This window comes from Martinezella hainanensis, assembly GCF_900094555.1.
In the GTDB taxonomy this organism is placed as follows: Bacteria; Pseudomonadota; Alphaproteobacteria; order Rhizobiales; family Rhizobiaceae; genus Rhizobium; species Rhizobium hainanense.
This window is the reverse complement of the sequence record NZ_FMAC01000017.1, coordinates 60,928-87,306: the sequence shown is the minus strand read 5'-3', so window position 1 is coordinate 87,306 and position 26,379 is coordinate 60,928. Positions and strand designations below refer to the sequence as shown.

At 61.1% G+C, this 26,379-nt stretch carries 29 protein-coding genes and 1 other RNA gene; 18 read left to right on the top strand and 12 right to left on the bottom strand.

Going from position 1 to position 26,379, the window contains the following annotated elements:
* Positions 1-44 precede the first annotated feature (44 nt).
* Positions 45-1,190, top strand: a complete 1,146-nt coding sequence (dnaJ, locus tag GA0061100_RS31500; RefSeq protein ID WP_075856793.1) for a molecular chaperone DnaJ — start codon at positions 45-47, stop codon at positions 1,188-1,190.
* Between the two features lie 90 nt (positions 1,191-1,280).
* On the opposite strand, the gene GA0061100_RS31495 is transcribed toward dnaJ, so the two are convergent.
* Positions 1,281-2,084 (bottom strand): APH(3'') family aminoglycoside O-phosphotransferase, encoded by an 804-nt coding sequence (locus GA0061100_RS31495; protein WP_075856792.1) that lies wholly within the window; start codon positions 2,082-2,084, stop codon positions 1,281-1,283.
* Between the two features lie 404 nt (positions 2,085-2,488).
* On the opposite strand from GA0061100_RS31495, the gene recF reads away from it, so the two are divergent.
* From recF to GA0061100_RS31480, 3 genes are read left to right on the top strand one after another with little or no spacing between them, the layout of a single operon-like run.
* Positions 2,489-3,616, top strand: a complete 1,128-nt coding sequence (gene recF / locus GA0061100_RS31490) for a DNA replication/repair protein RecF (protein WP_075856791.1) — start codon at positions 2,489-2,491, stop codon at positions 3,614-3,616.
* Between the two features lie 36 nt (positions 3,617-3,652).
* Positions 3,653-4,423 carry a molybdopterin-synthase adenylyltransferase MoeB gene (locus GA0061100_RS31485; protein ID WP_075856790.1) on the top strand — a complete coding sequence of 257 codons (771 nt, stop codon included), beginning with the start codon at positions 3,653-3,655 and terminating at the stop codon, positions 4,421-4,423.
* 5 nt (positions 4,424-4,428) lie between these two features.
* Positions 4,429-4,899, top strand: a complete 471-nt coding sequence (locus GA0061100_RS31480) for a GNAT family N-acetyltransferase (RefSeq protein WP_208621605.1) — start codon at positions 4,429-4,431, stop codon at positions 4,897-4,899.
* A 27-nt stretch (positions 4,900-4,926) separates the two neighbouring features.
* Here the strand turns inward: GA0061100_RS31480 and murA are convergent, their stop codons facing one another.
* A complete protein-coding gene (gene murA / locus GA0061100_RS31475; RefSeq protein ID WP_075856788.1) occupies positions 4,927-6,240 on the bottom strand; it encodes a UDP-N-acetylglucosamine 1-carboxyvinyltransferase in 1,314 nt (437 codons plus the stop codon).
* 143 nt (positions 6,241-6,383) lie between these two features.
* Positions 6,384-7,385 carry a 2-hydroxyacid dehydrogenase gene (locus GA0061100_RS31470; protein ID WP_075856787.1) on the bottom strand — a complete coding sequence of 334 codons (1,002 nt, stop codon included), beginning with the start codon at positions 7,383-7,385 and terminating at the stop codon, positions 6,384-6,386.
* Positions 7,386-7,575: 190 nt separating this feature from the next.
* Between GA0061100_RS31470 and GA0061100_RS31465 the strand changes: the two genes are divergently transcribed.
* Together GA0061100_RS31465 and GA0061100_RS31460 are read left to right on the top strand one after the other, a co-directional pair.
* Complete coding sequence (locus tag GA0061100_RS31465) at positions 7,576-8,115, top strand: SH3 domain-containing protein (protein ID WP_075856786.1); 540 nt, start codon at positions 7,576-7,578, stop codon at positions 8,113-8,115.
* 98 nt (positions 8,116-8,213) lie between these two features.
* Positions 8,214-8,816, top strand: coding sequence for a cadmium resistance transporter (locus tag GA0061100_RS31460; RefSeq protein WP_075856785.1), 603 nt, complete (start codon positions 8,214-8,216; stop codon positions 8,814-8,816).
* A gap of 176 nt (positions 8,817-8,992) precedes the next feature.
* Here the strand turns inward: GA0061100_RS31460 and GA0061100_RS31455 are convergent, their stop codons facing one another.
* Complete coding sequence (locus tag GA0061100_RS31455) at positions 8,993-9,985, bottom strand: adenosine kinase (RefSeq protein ID WP_075856784.1); 993 nt, start codon at positions 9,983-9,985, stop codon at positions 8,993-8,995.
* A 516-nt stretch (positions 9,986-10,501) separates the two neighbouring features.
* On the opposite strand from GA0061100_RS31455, the gene GA0061100_RS31450 reads away from it, so the two are divergent.
* Positions 10,502-11,446 carry an AEC family transporter gene (locus GA0061100_RS31450; protein WP_075856783.1) on the top strand — a complete coding sequence of 315 codons (945 nt, stop codon included), beginning with the start codon at positions 10,502-10,504 and terminating at the stop codon, positions 11,444-11,446.
* Positions 11,447-11,566: 120 nt separating this feature from the next.
* Entirely contained in the window at positions 11,567-12,724 is a 1,158-nt protein-coding gene (locus tag GA0061100_RS31445) for a patatin-like phospholipase family protein (RefSeq protein ID WP_075856782.1), read from the top strand.
* Positions 12,725-12,785: 61 nt separating this feature from the next.
* On the opposite strand, the gene GA0061100_RS31440 is transcribed toward GA0061100_RS31445, so the two are convergent.
* Positions 12,786-13,361: a c-type cytochrome gene (locus GA0061100_RS31440; protein ID WP_075856781.1), complete on the bottom strand. Its 576-nt coding sequence runs from the start codon at positions 13,359-13,361 to the stop codon at positions 12,786-12,788.
* A gap of 151 nt (positions 13,362-13,512) precedes the next feature.
* On the opposite strand from GA0061100_RS31440, the gene GA0061100_RS31435 reads away from it, so the two are divergent.
* Positions 13,513-14,268 (top strand): 3-deoxy-manno-octulosonate cytidylyltransferase, encoded by a 756-nt coding sequence (locus GA0061100_RS31435; RefSeq protein WP_075856780.1) that lies wholly within the window; start codon positions 13,513-13,515, stop codon positions 14,266-14,268.
* Between the two features lie 26 nt (positions 14,269-14,294).
* Positions 14,295-15,149 (top strand): prephenate dehydratase, encoded by an 855-nt coding sequence (locus tag GA0061100_RS31430; RefSeq protein ID WP_075856810.1) that lies wholly within the window; start codon positions 14,295-14,297, stop codon positions 15,147-15,149.
* A gap of 204 nt (positions 15,150-15,353) precedes the next feature.
* Here GA0061100_RS31430 and GA0061100_RS31425 read toward each other — a convergent pair whose 3' ends face one another.
* From GA0061100_RS31425 to GA0061100_RS31400, 6 genes are all read right to left on the bottom strand, one after another.
* The gene (locus tag GA0061100_RS31425; protein WP_075856779.1) at positions 15,354-15,752 is read right to left on the bottom strand and encodes a VOC family protein; all 399 of its coding nucleotides are present in this window, start codon (positions 15,750-15,752) and stop codon (positions 15,354-15,356) included.
* A 343-nt stretch (positions 15,753-16,095) separates the two neighbouring features.
* Positions 16,096-16,464, bottom strand: coding sequence for a VOC family protein (locus GA0061100_RS31420; protein ID WP_075856778.1), 369 nt, complete (start codon positions 16,462-16,464; stop codon positions 16,096-16,098).
* A gap of 212 nt (positions 16,465-16,676) precedes the next feature.
* Positions 16,677-16,907, bottom strand: a complete 231-nt coding sequence (locus GA0061100_RS31415; RefSeq protein WP_075856777.1) for a hypothetical protein — start codon at positions 16,905-16,907, stop codon at positions 16,677-16,679.
* 83 nt (positions 16,908-16,990) lie between these two features.
* Positions 16,991-17,677 carry a helix-turn-helix transcriptional regulator gene (locus GA0061100_RS31410; protein ID WP_075856776.1) on the bottom strand — a complete coding sequence of 229 codons (687 nt, stop codon included), beginning with the start codon at positions 17,675-17,677 and terminating at the stop codon, positions 16,991-16,993.
* Positions 17,678-17,690: 13 nt separating this feature from the next.
* Positions 17,691-18,650, bottom strand: coding sequence for an NAD(+) diphosphatase (nudC, locus tag GA0061100_RS31405; RefSeq protein WP_075856775.1), 960 nt, complete (start codon positions 18,648-18,650; stop codon positions 17,691-17,693).
* On the bottom strand, positions 18,647-19,057 hold the full coding sequence (locus tag GA0061100_RS31400; RefSeq protein ID WP_083961492.1) for an HIT family protein: 411 nt from the start codon (positions 19,055-19,057) through the stop codon (positions 18,647-18,649). The genes nudC and GA0061100_RS31400 overlap by 4 nt, the downstream gene beginning before the upstream one ends.
* Before the next feature lie 91 nt (positions 19,058-19,148).
* On the opposite strand from GA0061100_RS31400, the gene ffs reads away from it, so the two are divergent.
* The 4 genes from ffs to GA0061100_RS31380 all read left to right on the top strand — a co-directional run bounded on the left by ffs (position 19,149) and on the right by GA0061100_RS31380 (position 22,147).
* An RNA gene (gene ffs, locus GA0061100_RS31395) (signal recognition particle sRNA small type) lies at positions 19,149-19,246 on the top strand.
* Between the two features lie 66 nt (positions 19,247-19,312).
* Positions 19,313-21,187 (top strand): DNA polymerase III subunit gamma/tau, encoded by a 1,875-nt coding sequence (locus GA0061100_RS31390; protein ID WP_075856773.1) that lies wholly within the window; start codon positions 19,313-19,315, stop codon positions 21,185-21,187.
* 98 nt (positions 21,188-21,285) lie between these two features.
* Positions 21,286-21,609 (top strand): YbaB/EbfC family nucleoid-associated protein, encoded by a 324-nt coding sequence (locus tag GA0061100_RS31385; protein ID WP_075856809.1) that lies wholly within the window; start codon positions 21,286-21,288, stop codon positions 21,607-21,609.
* A gap of 133 nt (positions 21,610-21,742) precedes the next feature.
* Entirely contained in the window at positions 21,743-22,147 is a 405-nt protein-coding gene (locus GA0061100_RS31380) for a hypothetical protein (protein ID WP_075856772.1), read from the top strand.
* A gap of 78 nt (positions 22,148-22,225) precedes the next feature.
* On the opposite strand, the gene GA0061100_RS31375 is transcribed toward GA0061100_RS31380, so the two are convergent.
* Entirely contained in the window at positions 22,226-22,702 is a 477-nt protein-coding gene (locus tag GA0061100_RS31375) for an Lrp/AsnC family transcriptional regulator (protein ID WP_075856771.1), read from the bottom strand.
* A gap of 113 nt (positions 22,703-22,815) precedes the next feature.
* Here GA0061100_RS31375 and GA0061100_RS31370 point away from each other — a divergent pair, with 113 nt between their 5' ends.
* The 4 genes from GA0061100_RS31370 to GA0061100_RS31355 all read left to right on the top strand — a co-directional run bounded on the left by GA0061100_RS31370 (position 22,816) and on the right by GA0061100_RS31355 (position 26,292).
* Positions 22,816-23,352: an RBBP9/YdeN family alpha/beta hydrolase gene (locus GA0061100_RS31370; protein WP_075856770.1), complete on the top strand. Its 537-nt coding sequence runs from the start codon at positions 22,816-22,818 to the stop codon at positions 23,350-23,352.
* Positions 23,353-23,446: 94 nt separating this feature from the next.
* Positions 23,447-24,058 carry a LysE family translocator gene (locus GA0061100_RS31365; protein WP_075856808.1) on the top strand — a complete coding sequence of 204 codons (612 nt, stop codon included), beginning with the start codon at positions 23,447-23,449 and terminating at the stop codon, positions 24,056-24,058.
* 137 nt (positions 24,059-24,195) lie between these two features.
* Positions 24,196-24,801 carry a recombination mediator RecR gene (gene recR / locus GA0061100_RS31360; RefSeq protein WP_075856769.1) on the top strand — a complete coding sequence of 202 codons (606 nt, stop codon included), beginning with the start codon at positions 24,196-24,198 and terminating at the stop codon, positions 24,799-24,801.
* Between the two features lie 207 nt (positions 24,802-25,008).
* The gene (locus GA0061100_RS31355) at positions 25,009-26,292 is read left to right on the top strand and encodes a lytic murein transglycosylase (protein WP_075856768.1); all 1,284 of its coding nucleotides are present in this window, start codon (positions 25,009-25,011) and stop codon (positions 26,290-26,292) included.
* Positions 26,293-26,379 lie beyond the last annotated feature (87 nt).

Genomic DNA, 26,379 nt, shown 5'->3' with positions numbered 1-26,379 from the left:
CTTCGGGCAGCCGGAAATCCATTTCCGGGGTTCTAATCCTTAATATGGCAAAAGCGGATTTTTACGAGACGTTGGGCGTCTCCAAGACGGCGGACGAGAAAGAGCTGAAAAGCGCCTTTCGCAAGCTGGCAATGCAATATCATCCGGACAAGAATCCGGACGACAGCAACGCCGAGCGGAAGTTCAAGGAAATCAACGAGGCCTACGAAACGCTCAAGGATCCGCAGAAGCGCGCAGCCTATGACCGCTACGGCCACGCCGCTTTCGAGCATGGCGGCATGGGTGGCGGTGGCGGCTTTGGCGCCGGTTTCGGCGGTGGCGGCTTCTCCGACATTTTCGAGGATATTTTCGGCGAGATGATGGGTGGCGGACGCTCGCGCGGACGCTCTTCCGGCGGTCGCGAACGCGGCGCCGATCTTCGCTACAATATGGAAATCTCGCTGGAGGAAGCCTTCAGCGGCAAGACCGCGCAGATCCGGGTTCCGACCTCGATCACTTGCGACGTCTGTTCCGGCTCGGGCGCCAAGCCCGGCACGCAGCCGAAGACCTGCGGCACCTGCCAGGGTTCCGGCCGTGTCCGCGCTGCCCAGGGCTTCTTCTCCGTCGAACGCACCTGCCCGACCTGTCATGGCCGCGGCCAGATCATTCCCGACCCCTGCACGAAATGTCACGGCCAGGGTCGCGTGACCGAGGAGCGTTCGCTCTCCGTCAACATTCCCTCAGGCATCGAGGATGGTACGCGCATCCGCCTGCAAGGCGAAGGCGAAGCCGGCCTGCGCGGTGGTCCTTCAGGCGACCTTTACATCTTCCTGTCCGTCAAGCCGCATGAATTCTTCCAGCGGGATGGCGCCGATCTCTACTGCGCCGTGCCGATCTCGATGACGACGGCGGCACTCGGCGGCACCTTCGATGTCGCAACACTCGACGGCACCAAGTCACGCGTCAGCGTTCCCGAGGGAACGCAGGTCGGCAAGCAGTTCCGCCTGAAGGGCAAGGGCATGCCGGTGCTGCGCTCCAGCCAGGTCGGCGATCTCTACATCCAGATTCAGATCGAGACGCCGCAGAAGCTGACCAAGCGCCAGCGTGAATTGCTGCAGGAATTCGAGCAGATCTCTTCGAAGGACAACAATCCCGAATCGACGGGCTTCTTCGCCCGCATGAAGGATTTCTTCGACACGTTCAGCGACTGAGCAGCGAATCAAAAGTGTTTCACATGAATCCGGCCGATGATTCGGCCGGATTTTTTGTTTGGGCAGACGAATCAATCGTCCCCTTGCGAATCAGCCCCAGGTCAGCGGATCGAGCCTGAGATAGAAGGCAAGGCGCTCGCGATCCGGCTGTTCGATCTCAAGGGTCTCGAACAGGATCGAAAATGCCCTTTGCCCCTGCTCTGATGTCGCCCAACTCTCCTCCGCATTGGCAATCATCAGCGAGAGATCGACATAGCGATCCGCCTTGCCGACACGGCCGAGATCGATCAGACCGGCACATTGCAGGCTATGCGGATCGACCATGAAGTTCGGCATGCAGGCATCGCCATGGCAGAGAACTCCATCGACCACTTCTTGAGCGAGGCGCAGAGGCAAATCGCGCTCAACGCGATCAAGCAGTTCGCGGGCCGATCTACCCCGATCCTCCGGCGGCAGGAAATCCGGGTTCACCGCATCCCGCGAGACCACGTCCGATGCTTTTGCGAACATGAGCGACAGGCTGCGATCGAAAGGGCATTGATCTGAAGACAGGTCGTGAAGAGATTTGAGTTGCCGCGCCATCGATGGCCAGGCCTTCAGCAAAGCATCTCGATCCAGATCCGCAGCCGGCACGCCGGGGATAGCGGTCGTGACGAGGCACGCGCCCTCCTCGACTTCACGCCAGTCGATCACCTCAGGAGTGGCAATGCCCCTGCCTTGCAACCAAAGTAGCCGGTTGCGTTCGCCGGCGAGATCCACCGATCGGGCTGAAGAGGCGATTTTAGCATAGGCCAAGCCGTCCTCACGCCGATAGACGAGATCGCCCGATTCGCCTGTCTTCACACGCGTCCAATCGCGGCTGGTATGCGCGAGCAGTGCTTTTACAGATTCCAATGGATGGCCCCCTACCCCAAAATCTCTCCGAGCATGGCGATATAGGTAGCGCCATGTGCCAATACCAACGTTGCGGGAATTCAAACCCCGAGATGGCGAATCAGATTGATTCGCATAGATCCTGGCGATGATTCGCCCGGACTTTTGTTTGGAGAGCGAATCACCCACGCTCGTGGTTCGAGACGGCCCTGCGGGCCTCCCCACCATGAGGGCTATTCCTCTCGCCTTGTCTTAGCTTCCCCGGACCCGCGGCTCGCTCCACCCTCATCCTGAGCCCGTCGAAGGAAGAGGGTGGCCCCGACAGCGCTTCCTTCCGTTGTCCTCTCGAAATACCGGTAAAATCCTTGCACTTGGGCGATGTTCGGCATACCCCTCGCCCCATCGACGACGAATCCTAAGGACCGATGCCGAACAAGGTTTTCATCTCGCGCCTGAAGCTGACCGACTTCCGCAACTATGCGGCGGCGGCGCTGACGATTGACGAACGGCATGTGGTGCTGACCGGCGACAATGGCGCGGGCAAGACCAACCTCATGGAAGCGGTCTCGCTGCTGTCGCCAGGCCGCGGCTTGCGTCGCGCCGCCTATGCCGACGTCCCACGCGTCAATGCGCCAGGCGGATTTTCGATCTTCGCCGAACTTGAAGGCATGGAGGGCACGGTCGAAATCGGCACCGGCATCGACACCGCCGATGAATCTGCCGCCCGTAGGCTCCGAATCAACGGCACGCCGGCCAAGACAGTCGATGAGCTGACCGACCATCTGCGCGTTCTCTGGTTGACGCCGGCGATGGATGGCCTGTTCACAGGCGGCTCCTCGGAGCGCCGCCGCTTTCTCGACCGTCTCGTGCTGTCGCTCGATCCGGCCCATGGCCGCCGCGCCAGCGATTTCGAGCGCGCCATGCGCAGCCGCAACAAACTTCTGTCCGAAAGCCGGTTCGATCCCTCCTGGCTTGCCGGCATTGAGGAGCAGATGGCAAGCCTCGGCATCGCCATGGCGATCGCGCGGCAGGAAATGCTCGGCCTTCTCTCGCGGCTGATCGCCGAAACGCGCGAGGCGACGCCGTTCCCCTCGGCAGCCCTTGAGCTTTCCGGTTTCCTCGATGGGCAGTTCGACCGGCCGGCCGTCGATCTGGAAGATGCCTATGCCGATATGCTGCGTGAAGGTCGTTACCGTGACGCCGCCGCCGGCCGCACGCTGGACGGGCCGCATCGGGCCGATCTTCTGGTGCGGCACCGCGAAAAGGACATGGAAGCGGAGCGCTGCTCGACGGGCGAGCAGAAGGCGCTTCTCGTCGGCCTCATCCTTGCCCATGCGCGCCTAGTCGGCAACCTGACGGGCTATGCGCCGATCCTGCTGCTCGACGAGATCGCCGCCCATCTCGACGAGGGGCGTCGCGCAGCCCTCTTCGACCTTATCGACAGGCTCGGCGGCCAAGCCTTCATGACCGGCACGGACAAATCCATGTTTTCGGCGCTTGGCGAGCGCGCGCAATTCTTTACCGTGGCGCATGGCGGCATTACGAAAACCTAGCGCCTCCTCCCTAGCCATTGTGATAGACTCTCGCGCATGGATCCTTTGAGCTCAGATGAAATCAGCCGCTATCACCGCCATATCCTCCTGCCGGAGGTCGGCGGCGCCGGCCAGCAGAAGTTGAAAGCTGCCCGCGTCCTTGTCATCGGCGCCGGCGGTCTTGGTGCGCCGGTGCTGCAATATCTCGCTGCCGCCGGTGTCGGCACGCTCGGCATTGCCGATGACGACCGCGTTTCGCTGTCCAACCTGCAGCGGCAGGTCATTCACGATACCGGCACGATCGGCGAGATGAAGACGCAGAGCGCGGCCGATGCCATCGCGCGGCTGAACCCGCATGTGCGGGTCATCCGTTTCGAGGAGCGCTTCAGCCCAGATACTGCCGTGCAACACCTCGCCGGCTTCGATCTTGTCATCGATGGCTCCGACAATTTCGACACGCGCTATGCGGCTGCCGATGCGGCCGAAGCGGGCCATCTGCCACTCGTGACCGGCGCGGTTGGGAGATTCGATGGCTCCGTGACGACGTTGAAGCCTTACGAGAGTGACACGGACGGCAATCCCAATCCACGCTATCGCGATCTCTTTCCTGCACCACCACCGGAAGGTCTCATCCCCAGCTGCGCGGAAGCCGGGATCATCGGCGCGCTGACAGGCGTCATCGGCACGTTGATGGCGATGGAGGCGATCAAGCTCATCACCGGCATCGGTGAGCCGCTGATCGGCCGCCTGCTCCTCTATGACGGGCTTTCCACCCGCTTCGAAACCGTGCGCTATCGCCGCAAGCGCCCTCGGGTCGCGGCCGAATGAGCGACATCACGATTCGTCGCCTGGATGACGGCTTCGACCCCTGGGACGAATTGCTCGACCTTATTCTCACATCCTTCGCATACATGAATGGACGCATCGATCCACCCTCCTCCGCGCTTGCGCTGACGCCTGCAAACCTGAAGGCGAAGGCTCTCAACGAGATTGCTTATGCGGCACTGGATGGCGAGCAGTTGGTCGGCTGCATTTTCTGCCGGCCGGAGGCGGAGAGCCTCTATGTCGGCAAGCTTGCCGTGCTGCCGGCGGCGCAGGGCAAGGGTATCGGCAAGCGCCTGCTCGCCCTAGCCGAGGCGACGGCGCGAGATCTCGGCCTCAAGGACCTGCGGCTGGAGACGCGGATCGAGCTGATCGACAATCACGCCACCTTCACCGCCTGGGGTTTCCGGAAGACGACGGAAAATCGCCATGCCGGCTTCGATCGCACGACATCGATCGAGATGCGCAAGGCGATCGCCTAGCGCATCTTCATCCGTTGAATCGGGTTCTTACGCCTCGCGCGGCGGAATGCGGGTGATGCGGGCGCCCATGGCATTCAGCCGTTCCTCGATGCGCTCGTAACCGCGCTCGATCTGCTGGGCATTGTTGATGACGCTCGTGCCCTCGGCGCACATCGCCGCGATCAGCATTGCCATGCCGGCGCGAATGTCAGGGCTTTCAAGCTGGGCGGCCCGTAGCTTGGAGGGGCCGGCGACGATGGCGCGATGCGGGTCGCACAGCACGATGCGGGCGCCCATGGCGATCAGCTTGTCGACGAAGAACATGCGGCTTTCGAACATTTTCTCGAACATCAGCACGACGCCATCGCATTGCGAGGCGGTGACGATGGCGATCGACATGGTGTCAGCCGGAAAAGCCGGCCATGGCTGATCCTCGATCTTCGGAATATGGCCGCCGAAATCGGGCTGGATCTTCATCTCCTGACCGGAGCGGATGATGAGATCATCGCCGTCGATCTGGCAGCGTATGCCCAAACGCTCGAAGGTCATGAGGGTGGAGCGCAGATGCTCGACGCCGGCGCGGCGAATGGTGATTTCCGAACCGGTAACGGCGGCAAGGCCGATCAGCGAACCAACCTCGTTATGGTCGGGGCCGATGCGATGCGACGCACCGCCGAGCCGCTGGCCACCATGGATGGTCATCATATTGGTGCCGACGCCCTGGATTCGTGCGCCCATGGCAATCAGGAACCGTGCAAGATCCTGGACATGCGGTTCGGAGGCGCAGTTGCGCAGGATCGTCGTTCCCTCAGCGAAAACAGCAGCGCAAAGCGCGTTTTCCGTTGCCGTCACGGAGGGTTCGTCGAGGAAGACATCGGCGCCACGCAGCCCTTCGGTGCGGAAGCTGTAGACGCTGTTGACTTCGATCCTGGTGCCGAGCTGTTCCAGCGCCAGGAAATGCGTATCGACACGCCGGCGGCCGATGACGTCGCCGCCGGGCGGCGGCAAGGTGATTTCGCCACAGCGCGCCAGCATCGGTCCGGCCAGCAGGATGGAGGCACGGATACGGGCGCAGAGATCGGGATCGAGATTGGCGGGGCGAAGCTCGCGCGCCTCGATTTCGAGCTCGTTGCGGCCGAGCCAGCGCACCTTGGCGCCGACCGACTGGATCAGCTCCACCAGCGCCTCGACATCGCGAATGCGCGGCACGTTGCTGAGCTCGACGCGTTGATCGGTCAGAAGCGATGCGGCGATGATCGGCAGCGCAGCATTCTTGTTGCCGCTCGGCTCGATCTCGCCCGACAGCTTGAAGCCGCCCTCGACCACATATTGAATCCGCTCATGCGGCAGCGCACGCGCCATCGTTTCCGCCCTTCCTGATTTGTGTTTGACGTCACCTCTGGGCCGGCTTTGTGACATACGCATGACCGGCCTAAGGCAAGAAAGATCAAATTTGAAGCCGACACTATCCGCTTCGTTTCGGCAGGAGCTTGAGGGCGATTCGCTTATCGGAACGGCAGCACGCGATTGGGCGGACGATGGCCGTCGATGAAAGTGCGGATGTTGATGATGACCTTGTCGCCCATGTCGATGCGGCCTTCGAGCGTCGCCGAACTCATATGCGGCAGGATCACCACCTTGCCCTCATTGGCGAGCTTCACCAGCTTCGGATTGACGGCAGGTTCGTTCTCGAACACGTCGAGGCCGGCACCGGCGATCTTGCCTTCGCGCAGGATCTTGATCAGCGCCGTTTCGTCGATGACGTCGCCGCGCGCGGTGTTGACGATGTAGCTCGTCGGTTGCAACAGTGCGAGGCGGCGCGCCGAGATCAGGTGGTAAGTGGCCGGCGTCGACGGGCAATTGACCGACACGATATCGACGCGGGCGAGCATCTGGTCAAGGCTGTCCCAATAGGTCGCCTCCAGCTCGTCCTCGGTCGCCGGATTGACGCGCTTGCGATTGTGATAATGGATGGAAAGACCGAAGGCCTTGGCGCGGCGGGCGACAGCGGTGCCGATTCGCCCCATGCCGACGATGCCGATGCGCTTGCCGTGGATACGGCGGCCAAGCATCCAGGTGGGCGACCAGCCTGCCCATTCGCCGGGATTGTCGGTCAGCACGCGCGCACCTTCCGCCAGGCGTCGGGGCACGGCGAGGATGAGCGCCATGGTCATGTCGGCGGTGTCTTCGGTCAGCACATTCGGCGTGTTTGTCACGGTAATGCCGCGGCGGGCGGCGGCCTCGACGTCGATATGATCCGTGCCGTTGGAGAAGCTCGCAATCAGCTTCATCTGCGGTCCGGCCTCGTCGATCACCTCCGCATCGATGCGGTCGGTGACGGTCGGCACCAGCACGTCAACGGAACGGACAGCCTCTATCAATTCGTCCTTGGTGCGCGGGCGGTCATCGATATTGAGCTCGGCATCGAAGAGCTCGCGCATGCGCGTCTCCACCGCATCAGGCAGTTTGCGCGTGACGTAGACCTTCGGTTTTTTCTTCGTCGTCATGGCGAGCGGCGATGCCTTGTTCAGATGTTCTTAACCAAGAAGCGGGATAATTTTCCCGTTCCGGGCATTTCTACCAGACCCGCAGGCGAAGACAAATAAAACTCGCTGACGCGATCCGAGGATTTGCCGCTCACCGGAGCGAAAGGTCGCCGGAACGGCGCCTTTGTCATGACGAACGAACGGAAATCCCATGCGTGGCAAAGCATTGAAGTCCTGCGCCATTGTCGCAATCGGCCTGATGATGGCTGCTGCGTCAGCCGATCTTGCCGCCGCCCAGGCCGCCAAGGGGCCAAGCGGCCTGCCGCTGCCGCGCTTCGTCACGCTGAAGTCGAAGCGGGTCAATCTGCGCATCGGTCCGAGCGCCGATTATGCCGTGTCGTGGCTCTATCTCAAACAGGGCCTGCCGGTCGAAATCATCCAGGAATATGATAACTGGCGGCGCGTGCGCGATGCCGACGGCACCGAGGGCTGGGTCAACCAGTCGCTGCTGTCGGGCCAGCGCTCGGCCATTGCCGCTCCCTGGATGAAGGGCAAGGGCAAGGCCGTTTTCGTCAACATGCGCCGCGAATCCCAGCCATCTGCCGCCGTCATCGCCAAGCTTCAGCCTGGTGTGATGATGACCATCAAGGAATGCACCGGCGACTGGTGCCTCGCCACCGCCGACGGCACCGAGGGTTGGGTGGCGCAATCCGAGATATGGGGCGCTTACCCGGGCGAAGCCTTCAAGTAGCGAAACCTCACCGTTTACAGACAGCAAGCGGGCGTGCGACTTTTCCGGAGCGATGCTATATCCGGGATCGGATAGGGAGACCGGCGATCTTGGGTTATATGTTAGGCGTTTTCGGCGTTGCCATCGTCATGTTCGCATCAACGAACATAGACGACATATTCGTCCTTCTCGGCTTTTTCGCCGACCGGAAATTCCGCCTGAGGCAGATCGTCATCGGCCAGTATCTCGGCATTGGCGCACTCTATGGCTTCAGCGCCCTCGCCTCCTTTCTGGTTCTCGTCGTTCCCGCCACCTATATCGGCCTGCTTGGCCTTGCGCCGATCTATTTCGGCGTCAGGCGATTGTGGGAACTCTGGAACGGCATCGAGACCGGCGACGATCCGGAAGATCATACGAAAGCTTCGGCCGGACACGGAAATATCGTGGCCGTCACGCTGGTGACGATCGCCAATGGCGGCGACAATATCAGCATCTATACGCCGATCTTCGCGACGCGCTCCGCCTACGAGATCCTCACCATCGGCTGCATCTTCGCGGTGCTGACGGCAATCTGGCTCGCTGCCGCGCACTCCCTCGTCAATCATCCGACCTTGGGCGCACCGATCCGCCGTCACGGCCACAGGATCGTGCCGTTCGTTCTGATCGCGCTCGGCATCCTCATCTTCTACGAAGCCGGGACTGCGACGCTCTTCTGGCGCTAGAACGATTCAGCTCTTCGCGGAAGCTCTGAACCGCTCTATCTCTTTGTTGTCTAGCAATTCCGGACGGAAAACCGCTCCGCACTTTTCCCGGAATTGCTGTAGCGACCGCATAAAAACAAAAGCCGCCCGGCGTTCCGTGGCGGGCGGCTTTTGCGATCATGCGCGAGGGATTTCCGTCAGAGAAGCCCGAATTCCTTGCCGGCTTCCGACAGCGACCGCATCGGCCGCGGGCCGATCTGTTCGATGACGATGGCTGCAGCGAGATTGCCGAGTTTGGCGCAATCTTCCAGGCCGCGGCCCTGCGTATAGCCGAAAAGGAAGCCGGCAGCGAAAAGATCGCCGGCGCCGGTGGTATCGACACGCTCCTCGATCGGATGGGCGTCGACGACATAGCGCTCGTTGCCGCGCACGATGACAGCGCCGTCCTTGCCTGTGGTCACGGCGGCGATCTTGCAATCGGCCGAGATCAGCTTCAGCGCCTTCTCGAAATCGTCGGTCTCGTAGAGCGACAAGGCTTCGTCACGATTGGCAAAGACGATATCGACGGTGCCGGAGCGCATGAGATCGAGGAACTCTTCGCGGTAGCGGCCGACGCAGAAGCTGTCGGAGAGCGTCATCGACATTTCCCGGCCATGGGCATGGGCGATTCGGGCGCATTCGCGGATAGCTTCCTTGGCGCGCGGCGGATCCCAGAGATAGCCTTCGAAATAGGTCACCTTGGCATCGGCAACGACCTGTTCCTCGACGTCTTCCGGACCGAGCTCGACGCAGGCGCCGAGATAGGTATTCATGGAGCGCTCGCCATCCTCGGTCACGAAGATCATCGAACGGGCGGTCGGCGGGAAGGTGCCCTTCGCCCTTGTCTCGTAATGCACGCCCTGGGCGCGGATATCGTGGGCGAAGATCTCTCCGAGCTGGTCTTCGGCGACCTTGCCGAAATAGGCAGCCCTGCCGCCGAAATTCGCGACACCCGCAGCCGTATTGCCAGCACTGCCACCAGAAGCTTCCAGGGCCGGTCCCATGCGCGAATAAAGAAGTTCGGCGCGCTCGGCGTCGATAAGGTTCATCGCGGCTTTGGTGATCTTGTTGTCGATCAGGAACTGATCATTGCAACGGGCGATAATGTCGACGATGGCATTGCCAACGGTCAGTACATCGAAGCGAGTCATCTATAGGAAGGTCCCGGATACTGGTGATAGCCGGTATCCGGTATTATCGGTTTTTCCGAAGTTTGGAAGAAAAATCCGCGCAAAGGCGGCCAACTTAATTCCAATCAGTCATTTGCCTGTCACTTTCTATCTTTAAATGCTTATCAAGCGGCTGGGATGGGAAGTTCGAAAGACTTCCAAGCCAGTCTGGGAAGGAATGATGCCTTCCGCCTCACCGGTACGCGGGCCGACCACGGATGAACTGGCGGCATGTGCACCGGGGGGACTTGTCCGGCGAGACCGGACACACAAGCGGGCGTTGCCCGCTTTTTTGTTTTTACGGGTTCTCACCCGTACAGCGTCGCAATCCCCCAGTTTCGCGTCCCAGCGCTTAAACCCCAGCGCTTTAAACCATTGATTTTGCGCATGTCGTCGTCACAAAGCCGCTGCGCAGTTTTGCGCGACATGCCGTGAGCAAGCTGCTACAACGTCCGGATCGCCCTTCCCGAGCCACGATCTTCACGGCCCCTGTCCGGCATGTCCGAAATTCTCACCGATGTTCTTCCGGTCTTCCTGCTCATTCTCGTCGGCTGGGTGATCGTTCGCACCGGCCTGCTGAAGGCCGAGGTCGGCGAGGCCATGAGCGAGTTCGTCTTCAAAATCGCCGTGCCGCTCCTGCTGTTTCAGACCATCGCCGAGGCGAATTTTCGCGGCGCATCGCCGTTTCGCTTGTGGATCGCCTATTTCTCCGGCGTTGCCATCACCTGGACCGCCGGCCATATCGTCGCGACACGCATGTTCGGCCGGGACGCGCGGATCGGCGTGCTCGCCGGCGTTTCATCCGCTTTCGCCAATACGATCTTCATCGGCCTGCCGCTGGTCGGGCGCACCGTCGGGCCTGACGGCGTCATGGCGATGTCGATCCTGATTGCCGTGCATCTGCCAACGATGATGATCGCCGGTACGCTGCTGATGGAGCAGGCTGAGCGCAAGGAGAATCCCGGCGCCGGCCGCAGCATCGGCGAACTGCTGCAGCAGGTCGGCAAGAACCTCGTGCGCAATCCGCTCGTCATCGGGCTTTTCTGCGGCCTGATCGTGCATCTGACCAGCCTTCCGATCCCTGCAACGCTTGGCACCGCTATCGACAGCATTGCCAATATCGCCGGCCCGGCAGCGCTGATCTCGCTCGGCATGGCGCTGCGCCAATACGGGATGTCAGGCAATCTCGGCATTACCAGCGTGATTGCCGCCTTTAAGCTTTTTCTGCTGCCGGCCTGCGTGCTGGCGGCCGGTCTTCTCCTCGGCCTCAGCCCGGAATGGCGGGCAGCACTGGTGCTCACGGCCGCCGTTCCTACAGGTGTGAACGCCTGGCTGATTGCCAATCGCTTCGGCGTGGGCCACAGTCTCGCCGCCTCGACGATTACCTTGACGACGGCGCTCGGGGCATTCTCGGTGTCGCTTTGGGCCTATCTGCTCGGATAGCCGAGGCTCGAATCCGCCGATCGCAACAGCATCTCTCCGCTTTCGGAGACGCAGGCGTAAAAATGGTCATAGTTTTGCGCATCCCGGCCTTCCCACCCGGAGCGCAGCAAAGGATGGCACATGAATATTGCAGCTCCAGTCACCAATCCCGCGTCAGCCTATTCGCAGAAGGTCTTCGTGCTCCAGGGCGGCGGCGCCCTTGGCTCTTATCAAGCCGGCGCCTTCCAGGCGCTCAGAGAACAGAATATCGAGCCGGACTGGATCGCCGGCATCTCGATCGGCGCGATCAATGCCTCGATCATGGCCGGCAATGTGCCCGGCGAGCGGCTCGAGGCGCTGCGTTCCTTTTGGAACAAGGTGACCGTCCATCTTCCTGTCGATCTGCTGATGGAAGATCGGCGCGAAACCAACCCCTTCTATCGCTCGGTCAGCAGCTGGTGGGTTTCGACTTTCGGCGTGCCTGGCTTCTTTTCCCCCTGGCAGATCCCGGCCTGGTTCCAGGCGCGTGGTTCGGCGGGCGCGACCAGCGTCTATGATACCGAGCAGTTGCGCCAAACGCTGCTCGATCACGTCGATTTCGATCGTATCAACCACGGCCCGGTGCGCTTGAGCCTCGGTGCGGTCAATGTCCGCACCGGCAACTTCGCCTTCTTCGACAACAAGGATATCAAGATCGGGCCTGAGCACGTGATGGCGAGCGGCGCCTTGCCGCCCGGTTTTCCCGCGGTCAAGATCGGCAACGAGCATTACTGGGATGGCGGCCTGGTCTCGAACACGCCCTTGACCTACGTGCTGCGCAACGGCGCCGCGATCGACACGGTCGTCTTCCAGGTCGATCTTTTCAGCGCCGTCGGGCCGCTGCCGCAGGATCTGGAAGAGGTTGAGGAGCGGCGCAAGGACATTACCTATTCGAGCCGCACCCGGCTCAACACCGATCTCTTTCTCGAGCGTCATCGCCTGCGGCGCGCCATATCCGAGCTTTACGCGCGGCTTCCCGAGGAGGCCAAGGCCGATCCGGAAATCAAGAAGCTGGAACAACATTGCTCGGATTACGGCGTGACGATCATCCATCTGATCTACCGCAACAAGCAGTTCCGCTCGCATTCGAAGGATTACGAGTTTTCGGCGCTGTCCATGCACGAGCATTGGGATGCCGGATTGCGCGATGCCCGCAAGGCGCTGGTCGCGGAAGACTGGCGCATGCCTCCAAGCGCCGAGGACGGATTGAAGGTCTTCGACCTCGATCAGCGGACGCGCTCCCGCCGGCATTCAATCTGAATAACAACGCGAAAAACCCGGCCCTGACGGCCGGGTTTTTCAATCACGCTTGTGACTTGTCTTAGTTCGTGGCGGCCGGTGCGTTCGGATCCGGCAGCGGCACCTGCGTATCGGCGAGCGTGCGCAGATAAGCGATTACGTTGGCGCGATCTTCTTCCTTCGGCAGGCCAGCAAAGCCCATCGCCGTGCCGGCGACGAATTTCTTCGGAGCGGCCAGGAAGTGATAAAGGTGGTCATAGGTCCACTTTTCCGCGCCACCCTTGGAGAAGTCCTTCATGCCGGACGAATAGGCGAAGCCCTCGTGCTCGGCGACCGGGCGGTCGACAATACCCCAGAGATCGGGGCCGACCTTGTTCGGCCCGCCCTTCTCTCCGGAATGACAGGCCTGACACTTCTTGAAGATCGTCTCGCCGACCTTGGCGTCAGCCTTCTGCAGCAGCTGAGCGATCGGCGTATCCGGCTTGGCGGCGGCGGCCTTGTCGCCTGCAGCCGGTTCCTCGGTCGCGACGATCGCGAAACCGGGCTTTTCCGGCGTCTCTGAATGGAAAATAAATCCTGACGCGAGCGACACGGACTTCAACACGAACAGCGTGGCCAAAAGCGCCCCGACTCCCATGTTCACGTAGGATGAATTCATCTGCTATGCTCCCCTCGCCGCCAGCATCCTCCGCTGGCCCATCTTGAATTCGCGCGAAACCTATGTCTTTTGGCTGTTTCTTGCAACTCTGTAAACGGTCTCCACCATGAGACGTTTTGACACTTTTCCCTCGGGAATAGAAGGCCCAACAATGACTGATTCAAATTTAGACAAGACGCTGGTCCTCATTCCCGCCCGCATGGCCTCCACGCGCCTGCCGGGCAAGCCGCTCGCTGATATTTGCGGCCTTCCCATGATCGTACAGGTTGCCAAGCGTGCGCGCGAGGCGGCGATCGGTCGCATCGTCGTCGCCGTCGACCATGAGGATACCTATGCCGCCGTTGCCAATGCCGGCTTCGACGTCGTCATGACGGGCAAGGATCATCAGTCCGGTTCGGACCGCATCTATGAGGCGCTGCAGGCCGTCGATCCGCAGGGCCGCGCCGAAATCGTCGTCAACGTGCAGGGCGACCTTCCCACGATCGATCCCGACACCATCCGCGCGTCCCTGCGCCCGCTCGAAAACCCGGCTGTCGACATCGCCACGCTGACGGTCGAGATCAAGGACGAGGAAGAGAAGACCCTGCCGAGCGTCGTCAAGGTCATCGGCTCGCCGATCTCGGATAGCCGCCTGCGCGCACTCTACTTCACCCGCGCCACCGCACCCTACGGCAATGGGCCGCTCTACCACCACATCGGCCTCTACACCTATCGTCGTGCCGCACTCGAGAAATTCGTGAGCCTCGGCCCATCGACGCTGGAACGGCGCGAATCACTGGAGCAGTTGAGGGCTCTGGAGGCCGGCATGCGCATCGATGTCGAGATCGTTGACACGGTCCCGCTCGGTGTCGATACTCCCGCCGACCTCGAAAAGGCCAGACGCATCCTCTCCGCCGCCTCTCTCTGATGCGGCATTCCCCCAAGGGCAGTTCCATGATTACCAAGACCAACAAGATCTCCTTCCAGGGCGACTACGGCGCCAATTCAGACATGGCCAGCCGTGACATGTTCCCGACCATGGAGCCGCTGCCCTGCCAGACCTTCGAGGATGCGCTGACCGCCATCGACAATGGCGACGCGGATCTCGGCATGATTCCGATCGAGAATACGATCGCCGGCCGTGTCGCGGACATTCACCATCTGCTGCCGGAATCGCGCCTGCATATCGTCGGCGAATATTTCATGCCGATCCGTTTCCAGCTGATGGTCCTGCCCGGCGTCAAGAAGGAAGAGATCCGCACGGTGCACAGCCACATCCATGCGCTCGGACAGTGCCGCAACATCGTGCGCGCCAACGGCTGGAAGCCTGTTATCGCCGGCGATACCGCGGGTGCCGCCAAGCTGGTGAAGGAAACCGGCGATCGCAGCATGGCGGCACTGGCGCCGCGCCTCGCTGCCGATCTCTACGGGCTGGAAATCATCGCCGAGAATGTCGAAGACACCGAAAACAACATGACGCGCTTCGTCGTCCTGTCCCGCGACGAGAATTGGGCGGAGCGCAGCTCGCCCGACGAAAAGATCGTCACGACCTTTGTCTTCAACGTCCGCAACATTCCAGCCGCGCTCTACAAGGCGCTCGGCGGCTTTGCCACCAACGGCATCAACATGACCAAGCTCGAAAGCTATCAGCTCGGCGGCCGTTTTGTCGCAACGCAGTTTTATGCCGATATCGAGGGCCACCCTTCAGATCCGCATGTGCGCCGCGCACTGGAGGAACTGCGCTTCTTCTCCGAAAAGGTCCGCATCCTGGGCGTCTACAAGGGCCATCCGACGCGGGGCGATCTCTAACATTCGGCGCGAACCCGGGCCATCTCGTGGTTCGAGGCATCGCCGCTTTCGCTCCGCTTAACGGCGCTGCACCTCACCATGAGGTGGAGCGCGCCCTATGGCGAGGCACAAAAGACCAGTCCTCATGGTGAGGTGCGGAGCTCAAAGAGCGAAGCCTCGAACCACGAGGGCGGGTGACGGTATCGTTTGATTTCCAACCGCTAGCTATTCCTCAGCCTTGGTCACGACCTCGATGCGATGGCCATCCGGATCGATGACGAAGGCGGCAAAATAATTCGGACCGTAATGCGGCCTGAGACCTGGCGGCCCATTGTCCGTGCCGCCATGAGCCAATGCGGCCCTATGGAAGAGGGCGACAGCCTCGCGGCCCGGTGCGGCGAAGGCGAGATGAAAGCCCGGGCCTGGCGCATGAGCCTCTTTGCCGCGCAATTTGATGGCGAACTTATCGCCCCCACCGGGCACACCATATCCTATGGCCTGATTGGGATCGCCGGGACTCAAGTCGTCCCAGACCCTGACATAGCCGAGCGGGGCGAAGACTGCGTCGTAGAACGCAGCAGCTTTCTCGATATCGGAAACACCGAACGAAATATGATGGAGCAATTGGTCCTCGCATGGCTCTGGATTTAGCGATCAGTTTCTTCCGTGAAAACCGGAAGTCAACTCGAATGAAGGACGCGAGTCCTTTGTGAGAGCTGCAGGTTTTACATGGATGCAGGAGATAGCAGAGGCCTAGCCCACCCGGGCAGAACTTCAACATCTGGCACAAATCCGGGCCACCTCGTGGTTCGAGGCATCACCGTTTTCGCTGCGCTTAATGGTGCTGCACCTCGCCATGAGGTGAATCATGCCCTGTGGCGGACACAAAGGATCAGCCCTCATGGTTAGGTGCGAAAGCCCGAAGGGCTGCAGCCTCGAACCACGAGGGCGGGTGGTTAGGCCACATTCACTGATCCGGCTCACAGACCCGAAGGCGGTGACCGTCCGGATCGAGCACGACGAAGGTCGGGCCGAAATCCATCGTCGTCAGCTCCTGCGCGATGGGCAGGCCACGTGCCTTCCAATCCCTATAGTGCTGCTCGACGGCGCCGGCGCCTTCAACCATGAAGCCCAGCTCGCCGCGATTGCCGATCGCGGAGGGTTGCGGCTCGACGCTGCTGCGACGCCAGAGACCGAGGCTCAGGCCATTATCGAGAGAGAAAGCCACGAAGTTCGGCGACGCAAAGGCCGGCTCGCGACCGAACAGGTCGCGGTAGAACGGCGTGCTTTCGCCAGGGTCTTTGACATAGAAGATGATGAGATTCGGGCTGGTCATCTGGATAGTCCTCTTGTTTTGATGGATTTAAGGGCATGCGAATGCATTTCGGCGAGCGAGGCCCGCCGGAGGTGGCTCTGTCGGTGCACGTTGAATGCTTGCGAAGATGCGTTTCCAAAGCGCACTGCGCTGTTCGGATCAGCGTCTTGCGCTCCGTTTTTTGATTGTGTGCATGTTATCGTAGAGGTCGCGACGAGCTTCTGTGGCTCGCCTCAACGCATCCAGTCTTCCTCGCGGTAAGGTGCGCAGCCATCCAGGAAGCCCAGATCCCGCTTCACGGAATTCGGCGCTTCCTCGATATCGAGACGGTCCCACCGGCGGGTGAAATAGCCAAGCGCAATCTGCGAGAGGCGAGCCAGCCATGCCGGCGTTGGAGGACCTTTGCCTTCGTGCGCCTTGATACCACCGCGATGCGTTTGTTGCGTGAAAACATTGCTTGCCATGATCGGTCCTCCTTCCTGCTTGGATGGTGCCGATAATAGCCAAGCCTACTGACAGTTTCTGGCAGTAGCGTTATGCCGACAGGTCAATTGTGAACCATGCCCTCCCGCGCCTGCCATTCTCTGGCGAGGGCGACACGGCGGCGCGGGTAGCGCGCCTCCAGCACCGCGAAGTCGACGATACGGTCGGCGCGGAAATGGCGATAATCCTGGCGCAGTTCGCACCAGGCCATGATGATGCGCGCATTGTCGAAATAGCCAAGCGCGAAAGGCCAGATGCGCCGGGTCGAGATGGCGCCGTTTACATCGCCATAGGTCAGCTGCACCATGCGTTCCGTCTGGATCGCCTTGCGCATCAGGGAAAGATCAGCCTTGTCTTCGGTGATGCGACGCGTACCGACGACCACCGCCGCCTGATCGACCGCATCGCGAAGATCCGCAGGCAGCACCGCGGCGATCTTGGCGAGCGCATCGGCGCCGGCGGCTGCCAGACGGGCGTCAGTTGCGCGCGCCACCCATCGCGACCCCAGCACCAGCGCTTCAATCTCGTCCTGCGAAAACATCATCGGCGGCAGCATGAAGCCAGGTTTCAGCACATAGCCGATGCCCGGCTCGCCCTCGATCATGGCGCCCTGCGATTGCAGGCTGGCGATGTCGCGATAGAGCGTGCGCAGGCTGACGCCGGTTTCCTCCGCCAGAACGGCGCCGCTGACCGGACGGCGATAGCGCCGCAGCGTCTGCAACAGCGTCAGCAAGCGTTCCGAGCGGGCCATGGCGGAATGAGACCTAGCGTTTCCATTCCACCCAATCGCGCATCAGGCGATGGGCGATGGCGCCCTTGGGTGGAGATGTATTTCCGGAGGCAGAGACGCGATCCAGCATGGCAAGCGTCTCTTCCGGGGTGAACCAGCGGCAATCCTCAAGCTCGGCTTCGTCCATATGGATCTCCGTCGACTTCGCCTCGGCGTAGCAGCCGATCATCAGCGAATGCGGCATGGGCCATGGCTGGGAGGCATGATAACGCACGCGGCCAATGTGGATGCCGGATTCCTCATGCGTCTCGCGACGCACCGCATTCTCGATGGTTTCGCCCGGCTCGACGAAACCGGCGAGACAGGAATACATGCCCGGCGCGAAATGATGGCTGCGGCCGAGCAGGCAGAGATTCTTTTCCTCATCGATTGTGAGCATGATGACGACCGGATCGGTGCGCGGAAAGATCATGTGTTCGCAGGCCGTGCAGACCCGCTTGTAGCCGCCGATGCGGCTTTCCATGACCGAACCACAGCGACCGCAGAAGCGGTTGTCGCTGTTCCAGCGGATGAGGCTCATGCCCTGCGCCGCTTCGCCGAGGATTTCGCCCTCCAGCAGCAGATCGCGCCAAAGCGAGCGCATGTCGGCCGGTTTGTACTGGCAGGCAAGCTCGTCGGCATTGACGCGCACGGGCACGGCAAGCCTGGGTTCGCCGGTCTTACGATAGCCGAGAAGCACGGCCTCGTCCCAATTCGGATCGAGATCCTTCAGCTCGTAGCGGGCAAACAGCGGGTCGAGCACCTGGCCGTCGTGCTTCAGCACAAGCCGGTCTTGGGCGAAGGCCAGAATATGCGTGCCTTCCTTGGCGAGCGCGTGTTTTATCGATTCCTCGTCGCGATGCTCGGCATCCCGGTTGAGCTGGTTTTCCGCAAAGGCGGTGAGACTGCTTGGTTCCGGATGCGGGGCATCCGAGGAAAAGATGGAATGGCTCATTGTGAAAGCGTTTCCCGCAACTTGGCTATGAGGCTGTTCATGTCTTCGTCCGAATAGGGTTCCGCCTTGCCGTAGCCCCAGACCGGGCCTGGCCAGTTGGCATCACCTTCGAACCGCGCGATGACATGAACATGCAGCTGACGGACGATATTTCCAAGTGCCCCGACATTGATTTTTGTCGCCCCCGTCACCGTCTTCAGCGCGCTTGCGACCTTATCCGTTTCGAAGGTCAGCAGGATCCGGTCGAGCGGGGTCAGCTCGAAAACCTCCGATTTGTCGGGCCTGCGGGGGATCAGCACGAGCCATGGCCAGCGGCGATCCTTCATCAGCCGCACGTCGCAAAGGCCTGTGATCGCCACGGAAACGCTGTCATTCGCAAGACGATCGTCGAGCGTAAACTCCTTCAAGGGGGCATCCTCCATTGTTTTATCAAATGTTTAGCAGTTTTTTTTGACCTTGGCTTGCTTTTGATGGCGATATTGCCGATATGTGCATCCGGGAGGTTGGTGGTGGACGAGCCACTCGCCAACCGGGTCAGGTCCGGAAGGAAGCAGCCCTAACGAGCCCGGCACGGGTCATTCGTGCCAGCCTCCCACCCTTTCCGAAAGCAAGACCCGGCTTTCGCCGTGCAATAAGCTGGGCACCGGGCAAAAAGCAGGGCGATGAGCGACACCGAGCGACAAGCAAAAGATGCCGCTTCGACCGGCACCGGTTACCGGGTGCTGGCCCGCAAATACAGACCCAAGGACTTCACGGACCTGATGGTCGGCCAGGAGCCGATGGTTCGCACGCTGACCAACGCGTTCGAGACCGGCCGTATCGCCCAGGCCTATATGCTGACCGGCGTGCGCGGTGTCGGCAAGACCACGACCGCCCGCATCCTTGCCCGCGCCCTCAACTACAAGACCGCTGCGGTCGATCGTCCGACGATCGATCTGCGCGAACCAGGCGACCATTGCCAGGCGATCATGGAAGGCCGGCATGTCGACGTCATCGAGATGGACGCCGCCTCGCACACGGGTATCGACGATATCAGAGAGATCATCGAGCAGGTGCGCTACCGTCCGGTCTCCGCCCGCTACAAAGTCTACATCATCGACGAAGTGCACATGCTGTCGACGGCGGCCTTCAACGGCTTGCTGAAGACGCTCGAAGAGCCGCCCGAGCATGTGAAATTCATCTTCGCGACGACCGAAATCCGCAAGGTGCCCATCACGGTACTCTCGCGCTGCCAGCGATTCGATCTTCGCCGCATCAGCGCCTCTGATCTCGTAGGCCTCTTCACCACCATTGCCGACAAGGAAGGCATCGAGGCGGAGCCGGAAGCGCTCGCCATGATCGCCCGCGCCGCCGAAGGCTCGGCGCGCGACGGCCTGTCGCTGCTCGACCAGGCGATCGCGCACGGCAGCGGCTTCGTTGCGGCAGACGCCGTGCGCGCGATGCTCGGGCTTGCCGACCGCGCCCGCATCGTCGATCTCTTCGGCCATGTCGTCAAAGGCGATGTTTCGGCAGCGCTTGCCGAATTCAACAGCCAGTACGAGGCCGGCGCCAATCCCGTCGTCGTCCTCACCGACCTTGCCGATTTCACCCATCTCGTGACCCGCCTCAAATATGTGCCCGATGCCGCCGACGATCCGTCGCTCAGCGAAATCGAGCGCACGAAAGCGGCGGAATTCGCGCAAGGGGTCGCTGTAACTGCACTTTCCCGCATCTGGCAGATGCTTCTGAAGGGCATTACCGAGACAGAGAACGCCGCACGCACCGCCGGCGCCGCAGAAATGGTGCTGATCCGTCTCGCCCACGCGGCTCATCTTCCCGCGCCGGAAGATGCCGCACGCAGGCTTGCCGAATTTTCCGAAGGCAATGGCGGTTCGCGTCCGGTATCCTCGCCAAACGGGGGCAACGGCGGCGGAGCGGTGTCCTATCAGGGCAACGCCATGGCCCGTGCCGTCGAGACGCCGGCGCCGCGCCCCACGCCTTCCGCACCGGTCGCCATGCTGCGCGCCGTGCCGAATACACAGCCGGATTCGCAACCTCTGGGACGCATCGAGCCGAAGCCTGCCGAAGCGCCGAAGCCGCTCGTGCCAATCAATTCGATGGCCGATATCGCCGAACTTGCCAGTCAGAAGCGCGATCCGAAGCTGAAGGCGCTGGTGCGGACCTTCGTGCGCCCGGTCAAGCTTGAGTCGGGCCGGCTCGATGTCAGCCTGACCTCAGGCGCTCCCGGCACGCTTTTGAACGAGCTTGCCGTCAAGCTGAAGGAATGGACCGGCATCCACTGGATCGTCAGCCTCAGCCGCGAGGAAGGCCAGCCGACGCTGGTCGAGGCCGAAGCAAATGCCCAGAAGCAACGTGTCGCCGATGCACGCCAGGACCCCGATGTCGCAGCAATCCTCGCGCAATTTCCGGGCGCGAAGATCATCGACGTGCGCGTACGGGCGCCCGAGACGGAAGACGAGGAAGCCGCCGCCGCTCCGCCTGCAGCCGCCGAATCCGTCGATGGCGATATTCTACCGGGCGACGATATAGAATTCTAAGGCTAGGATGGATGCCAATGGAACCGCATCGGCTTGAGGCCGTTGGCGAGACATCCTGGCTGATCAAAGAGACACTTGCAGAAGAAGGACCAAAGACGATGCGCGACATCATGGGCATGATGGGCAAAGTGAAGGAAATGCAGGCGAAGATGGAGAAGATGCAGTCGGAGATCGCCGACATTCGCGTCGAAGGCAAGGCCGGTGGTGGCCTCGTCACCGTCACCGTCAACGGCAAGGGCCTGATGCTGGGCATCAAGATCGATCCGTCGCTTTTCAAGGAAGACGATGTCGAAATCCTCGAAGACCTGATCGTCGCCGCCAACAAGGATGCCCAGGAGAAGGCCGAAGCGATCGCCGCCGAAAAGACCCGCGAACTGACGGCCGGCCTGCCGATCCCGCCCGGCTTCAAGCTGCCGTTCTGAGACCGGCAGATCATTCCAAAAATATTGCTGCCGCAGACCGCAACCCTGAAGCGTCGGCGCCCTTGAATTCTCCCTGATTGATACAAACGTTTTACATGAATGGGGATTTAAGGAGCGGCAGACGCTGCACGGCATGTCTTATTCGGAAAAGCCCAAAGTTTCCTTTTGGCTGCGTCTTTCCCAGGTGGAACTGGACTTCATCACATATGCGGTCATGGCCATCATAATCGTCAGTACGCTGTGGGGAGTGCGCGAAGCCAACCTATGGCGCATCAACCACTTTCCGCACGCTCAAGCGACCATTACGCGTATGTGGCCTGCAACTGTGAACCTAAGCCATGGCCGAACGAAAGCCGTGACACTGGCCGAAATCGCTTTTGTCAGAACGCATCTTGGAAAATCCTACGACTGCAAGAACACGATCGAGGTCGGCGAGCCAGATACCACCTTTCGGGTGGGCGATCATCTCGATGTCGTTCCACGAACGGGCAGCTGCTATAATGCGCTTATAGCGCAGCAGCTTACGACATCGCGCTGAACGGGGAGGCATTCCGACCGAGCCGGTCGCGACGGGCCATCATGCATTACCCTGAGAGATAACCCCCAGGGTCCCCAATCAACGGGCGGCCGCCTTGCGGATCAATTCGCGGCCGATCGCCTTTGCCGGTTCGTTTCGCAGCACCAGCGATGTCGTGACGGCTCCATGGCGAGCAATGGAATCGACGATGGTTTCAAGGTCGGCCGGAGTCGGCACGAGAACCTTGAGCAGGAAGCAATCCTCGCCTGTCAGCCTCAGCACCTCGATAATTTCAGGCATTTCCGAAAACTGCTTCAGATAGGGCCGAATGTGCTCATGCGTGGTCCTGAGACGAATGACCGCCATCATGCCGAGGCCGACGGCTGAGGGATCGATGACCGCGCGATATCCGGCGATCACACCGCGCTCCTCCAGCCGCTTCAACCTCTCCGAGGCCGCCGGCTGCGACAGGCCGACCCGGCGACCGAGCTCCGATACCGAAATCCGTCCGTTCTGCTGCAAAATCTCGATGATCGACAGATCCGTCGGATCCAAGCCTCTTTCGATGATGTCCATTGCCCACCTTCAATTCATCGGTTCGCCAAAGTTTTATCCGATGGATTGCAATGTCAATCGGCAACCCGGCATGTCAGTTTTTCTCCATCCGAGACTATGGAGAAAGAATAGAGATGAGCGATATCATCACGCTACCGGGGCTTGGCGGCTCGGGTGAAGATCACTGGCAAACGCTTTGGGAACGGGATGATCCGACCATGCGCCGTTTCCAGCCGTCGAGCTGGGATCGACCGATCCTCTCGGATTGGATTGCAGCGCTGGAGAGGGAAATCTTGCGCTGCAAAACGCCGCCGGTCCTGATCGCGCATAGTCTTGCCTGCCAGCTGATCGCCCATTGGGCTCCGTCAACGACAAGCGCGATCCTTGGCGCATTCATGGTGGCCACGCCCGACCCTACAGGCGAAGTCTACCTCGCCGAGGCCGGCAGCTTTGCAAACCCACCGCTGAAGCGGCTGCCTTTTCCATCCCTGCTCGTCGCCAGTACCGACGATCCGTTCGGGTCCTTCGATCATGCGAATCGGAGCGCCGAAATCTGGGGCAGCACGCTGGTCGATGTCGGGTCGCGCGGCCATATCAATGCGGCATCCGGCCTGGGCGACTGGCCGGAAGGCAAGGCGATCTTTCAGCGCTTTCGCGCGCAGCTCGGCTGAATGCAAATCAGGCGTTTGGAAAAGCCGGGCCGGAATGCTATCTCTCAATATCATCTTCCAGATATCATCTCGCCTGCCTGATCGGAGGAATGCGATGAGCCTGTCGACGCTGCTTGTTTTTGCCGGTGCCCTGTTCATTGCGGCGGGATCGCCGGGGCCGAACATTGCCGCGCTGGTGGCGCGCGTGCTGACGAAGGGCGCGCGCAACGTATTGCCGTTCCTGTCCGGCATGTGGCTCGGCGAGGCGATCTGGTTGACTTGCGCCGTTGCCGGCCTTGCGACCATTGCCGAAACCTTCCACCTCGCCTTCGTGGCGATCAAATGGCTCGGCGTCGCCTATCTGCTCTATCTCGCCTGGAAGATGTGGTTTGCCTCTTCCGATACGACGGGAGAGGAGCTGCCGGACGAGCAATCGGCCACACGGCTCTTCCTTGCCGGCTTTACGGTCACCATGGGCAATCCGAAGATCATGGTGTTCTACGTGGCGCTGCTGCCCTCGATCATCGATCTGCACGGTGTGACGATCTCCGGCTGGGCCGAGCTGGTGGCAACGATGTTTGCGGTTCTCATCGTCATCGATTTCTCCTGGGCGATGCTGGCCGCCAAGGCCAGGACCTTCCTCAAGAGCCGCCGCGCCGTGCGCATTGCCAATCGCGCCAGCGCCGGCACCATGGCAGGTGCGGCCGTCGCCATCGCCATGCGGTGAGGCTGGAGGCCGGCTTCGCCTTCCAGCACGACCCGGCTCGGCAATGATAGCTCGCTATGGGAAGCGGCCAGAATTTTCATCGCTCAACCATGCCTTCCGTGATTCCGTTCTTGGAGCATATGAGCTAAAAGCCTCCCATGGCAAAGCGAGTCACCGGCCCCGAAATCGAAAAACTCATCCAGCTTCTGGCGAAGGTGCCGGGCCTCGGGCCGCGCTCGGCGCGGCGCGCGGCACTGCATCTGATTAAGAAGAAGGACCAGCTGCTCGGGCCGCTGTCCCATGCCATGGGCGAGGCCTATGACAAGGTGAATATTTGCTCTCGCTGCGGCAATGTCGATACGGTCGACCCCTGCACCGTCTGCACGGACGATCGGCGCGACCAATCCGTCATTATCGTCGTCGAAGACGTGTCCGACCTATGGGCGCTGGAACGATCCGGCGCGATGAACGCCGCCTATCACGTTCTCGGCGGTGTACTGTCGCCACTCGATGGCGTCGGACCGGACGATCTGAATATTCGCGGGCTGATCGCGCGCGTCGGCGAAGGCGGTGTCCGCGAGATCATCATCGCAGTCAACGCCACGGTCGAAGGACAAACCACAGCACACTATATAACCGACCAGCTCGATGGCCTCGAGGTCAAGATCACCCGTCTTGCCCATGGAGTACCTGTTGGAGGCGAGCTCGATTATCTCGACGAGGGCACGCTTGCGGCGGCGCTGAGAGCGCGGACGGCGATTTGATTTGAGAGCTGCAACAAAGGAAAGAGTATGAGGAGAGTTTTTACCCCCCTCTGTCAGCTTTCGCTGACATCTCCCTCACAAGGGGGGAGATTGGTCGCCCGCAGCGGCGATCTGCCTCAAACCAATATCCTGCCTGCAGATTCCGAGAGAAATTTTACAGATAAGGGCCGCAGCGAACTCCCAACAATCTCCCCCCATGTGGGGGAGATGTCGCGACAGCGACAGAGGGGGGTATCAGCGGCTCGGCATGCGCAAAAGCTGTTTTCTCTACTCTGTATCCTCCTCCTCACCCTCCTCCCCCTCCCCGCTCTCGCCGCCTCGAAAGCGGATGTCGAGGCACAGTTTCAGACCTGGATCCAGAAGGATCTCTGGCCGGACGCGCGGAAGGCCGGGATTTCCGAAAAGACTTTCCAGGCCGCCTTTACCGGCGTGACGCTGAACTGGGATCTGCCTGACCTCGAGCCGCCGGGCTTCCCGAAGCCGAAGCAACAGGCGCAGACCCAGGCCGAATTCTCCTCGCCCGCCCCCTATTTCAACGAGGCGCGGCTGCAGAAGCTCGCCGCAACAGGGCGGAGCCTTGCCTCGCAATATGGGCCGGTGCTGCAGCGGATCGAGAAGACCTATGGGGTGCCCGGGCCGATTCTGCTCGCCATCTGGGGCCGCGAAACCGGCTTCGGCGCCGCCAAACTGCCGAATTCCGCGATCCAGGTGCTGGCGACCAAGGCTTTCATGTCGACCCGCAAGGATATGTTCCGCAACGAGCTCATCGCTGGCTTACGCATTCTCGAGCATGGCGACGTGACGCCGGATCAGTTCAAGGGGTCCTGGGCCGGCGCGCTGGGCCAGCCGCAGTTCATGCCGACCAACTACCTGAAATATGCCGTCGATTTCGATGGCGACGGCCATCGCAACATCTGGACGTCCGTGCCTGATACGCTGGCCTCCATAGCCAACTATATGGTCCAGAAGGGCTGGCAGCGCGGCCGTGGCTGGGGATATGAAGTGACTATCCCGCAGAATGTTTCCTGCGCGCAGGAAGGGCCTGATCTCGCCAAGCCGATCTCGCAATGGGCGTCACTTGGCATCAAGCGGCTTTCGGGCAAGACATTTCCGGCTGACGAAATGCGGGCGAGCGGCATGATGCTAGTGCCGGCCGGCCGCGACGGGCCGGAATTCATCGTCACGCCGAATTTCTACGTCATCAAGGAATACAATAATTCCGACCTCTACGGCCTCTATATCGGCAATCTCGCCGACCGCATTGCCTCCGGCAGCGGCGCGTTCGACGAAAAATGGGGCGATGTCGGCAAGATGCTGCGCTCGGATGTTGCCAACATGCAGAAGGTTCTGGAGCACAAAGGCTATGATGTCGGCGGTACCGACGGCCTGCCGGGCTACAAGACCAGGCGCTCGATCGGCCAGTGGCAGGAAAAGGGCGGCATGAAGCCCACCTGCTATCCGGACAGCTCCATGCTCGGCGTCCTGAAATAGCGGCGCGGACAGCTTTCGGCGCGAATGCCTTGCAATTTGCCGGAAAGAGGCTTATATCGGCTTCAAATTCTTGATCGCGTGATGAAG

Coding starts and splice junctions, on each gene's coding strand:
- nudC (WP_075856775.1), bottom strand. CDS start 18,650: ATGAGCCATTCCATCTTTTCCTCGGATGCCCCGCATCCGGAACCAAGC.
- recR (WP_075856769.1), top strand. CDS start 24,196: ATGGCAAAGCGAGTCACCGGCCCCGAAATCGAAAAACTCATCCAGCTT.
- recF (WP_075856791.1), top strand. CDS start 2,489: ATGCCGAACAAGGTTTTCATCTCGCGCCTGAAGCTGACCGACTTCCGC.
- GA0061100_RS31375 (WP_075856771.1), bottom strand. CDS start 22,702: ATGGACATCATCGAAAGAGGCTTGGATCCGACGGATCTGTCGATCATC.
- GA0061100_RS31355 (WP_075856768.1), top strand. CDS start 25,009: ATGTCGCGACAGCGACAGAGGGGGGTATCAGCGGCTCGGCATGCGCAA.
- GA0061100_RS31365 (WP_075856808.1), top strand. CDS start 23,447: ATGAGCCTGTCGACGCTGCTTGTTTTTGCCGGTGCCCTGTTCATTGCG.
- GA0061100_RS31430 (WP_075856810.1), top strand. CDS start 14,295: ATGATTACCAAGACCAACAAGATCTCCTTCCAGGGCGACTACGGCGCC.
- GA0061100_RS31390 (WP_075856773.1), top strand. CDS start 19,313: ATGAGCGACACCGAGCGACAAGCAAAAGATGCCGCTTCGACCGGCACC.
- GA0061100_RS31470 (WP_075856787.1), bottom strand. CDS start 7,385: ATGACGACGAAGAAAAAACCGAAGGTCTACGTCACGCGCAAACTGCCT.
- dnaJ (WP_075856793.1), top strand. CDS start 45: ATGGCAAAAGCGGATTTTTACGAGACGTTGGGCGTCTCCAAGACGGCG.
- murA (WP_075856788.1), bottom strand. CDS start 6,240: ATGGCGCGTGCGCTGCCGCATGAGCGGATTCAATATGTGGTCGAGGGC.
- GA0061100_RS31440 (WP_075856781.1), bottom strand. CDS start 13,361: ATGAATTCATCCTACGTGAACATGGGAGTCGGGGCGCTTTTGGCCACG.
- GA0061100_RS31460 (WP_075856785.1), top strand. CDS start 8,214: ATGTTAGGCGTTTTCGGCGTTGCCATCGTCATGTTCGCATCAACGAAC.
- GA0061100_RS31410 (WP_075856776.1), bottom strand. CDS start 17,677: ATGGCCCGCTCGGAACGCTTGCTGACGCTGTTGCAGACGCTGCGGCGC.
- GA0061100_RS31465 (WP_075856786.1), top strand. CDS start 7,576: ATGCGTGGCAAAGCATTGAAGTCCTGCGCCATTGTCGCAATCGGCCTG.
- GA0061100_RS31385 (WP_075856809.1), top strand. CDS start 21,286: ATGCGCGACATCATGGGCATGATGGGCAAAGTGAAGGAAATGCAGGCG.
- GA0061100_RS31415 (WP_075856777.1), bottom strand. CDS start 16,907: ATGGCAAGCAATGTTTTCACGCAACAAACGCATCGCGGTGGTATCAAG.
- GA0061100_RS31450 (WP_075856783.1), top strand. CDS start 10,502: ATGTCCGAAATTCTCACCGATGTTCTTCCGGTCTTCCTGCTCATTCTC.
- GA0061100_RS31485 (WP_075856790.1), top strand. CDS start 3,653: ATGGATCCTTTGAGCTCAGATGAAATCAGCCGCTATCACCGCCATATC.
- GA0061100_RS31435 (WP_075856780.1), top strand. CDS start 13,513: ATGACTGATTCAAATTTAGACAAGACGCTGGTCCTCATTCCCGCCCGC.
- GA0061100_RS31445 (WP_075856782.1), top strand. CDS start 11,567: ATGAATATTGCAGCTCCAGTCACCAATCCCGCGTCAGCCTATTCGCAG.
- GA0061100_RS31455 (WP_075856784.1), bottom strand. CDS start 9,985: ATGACTCGCTTCGATGTACTGACCGTTGGCAATGCCATCGTCGACATT.
- GA0061100_RS31370 (WP_075856770.1), top strand. CDS start 22,816: ATGAGCGATATCATCACGCTACCGGGGCTTGGCGGCTCGGGTGAAGAT.
- GA0061100_RS31420 (WP_075856778.1), bottom strand. CDS start 16,464: ATGACCAGCCCGAATCTCATCATCTTCTATGTCAAAGACCCTGGCGAA.
- GA0061100_RS31380 (WP_075856772.1), top strand. CDS start 21,743: ATGTCTTATTCGGAAAAGCCCAAAGTTTCCTTTTGGCTGCGTCTTTCC.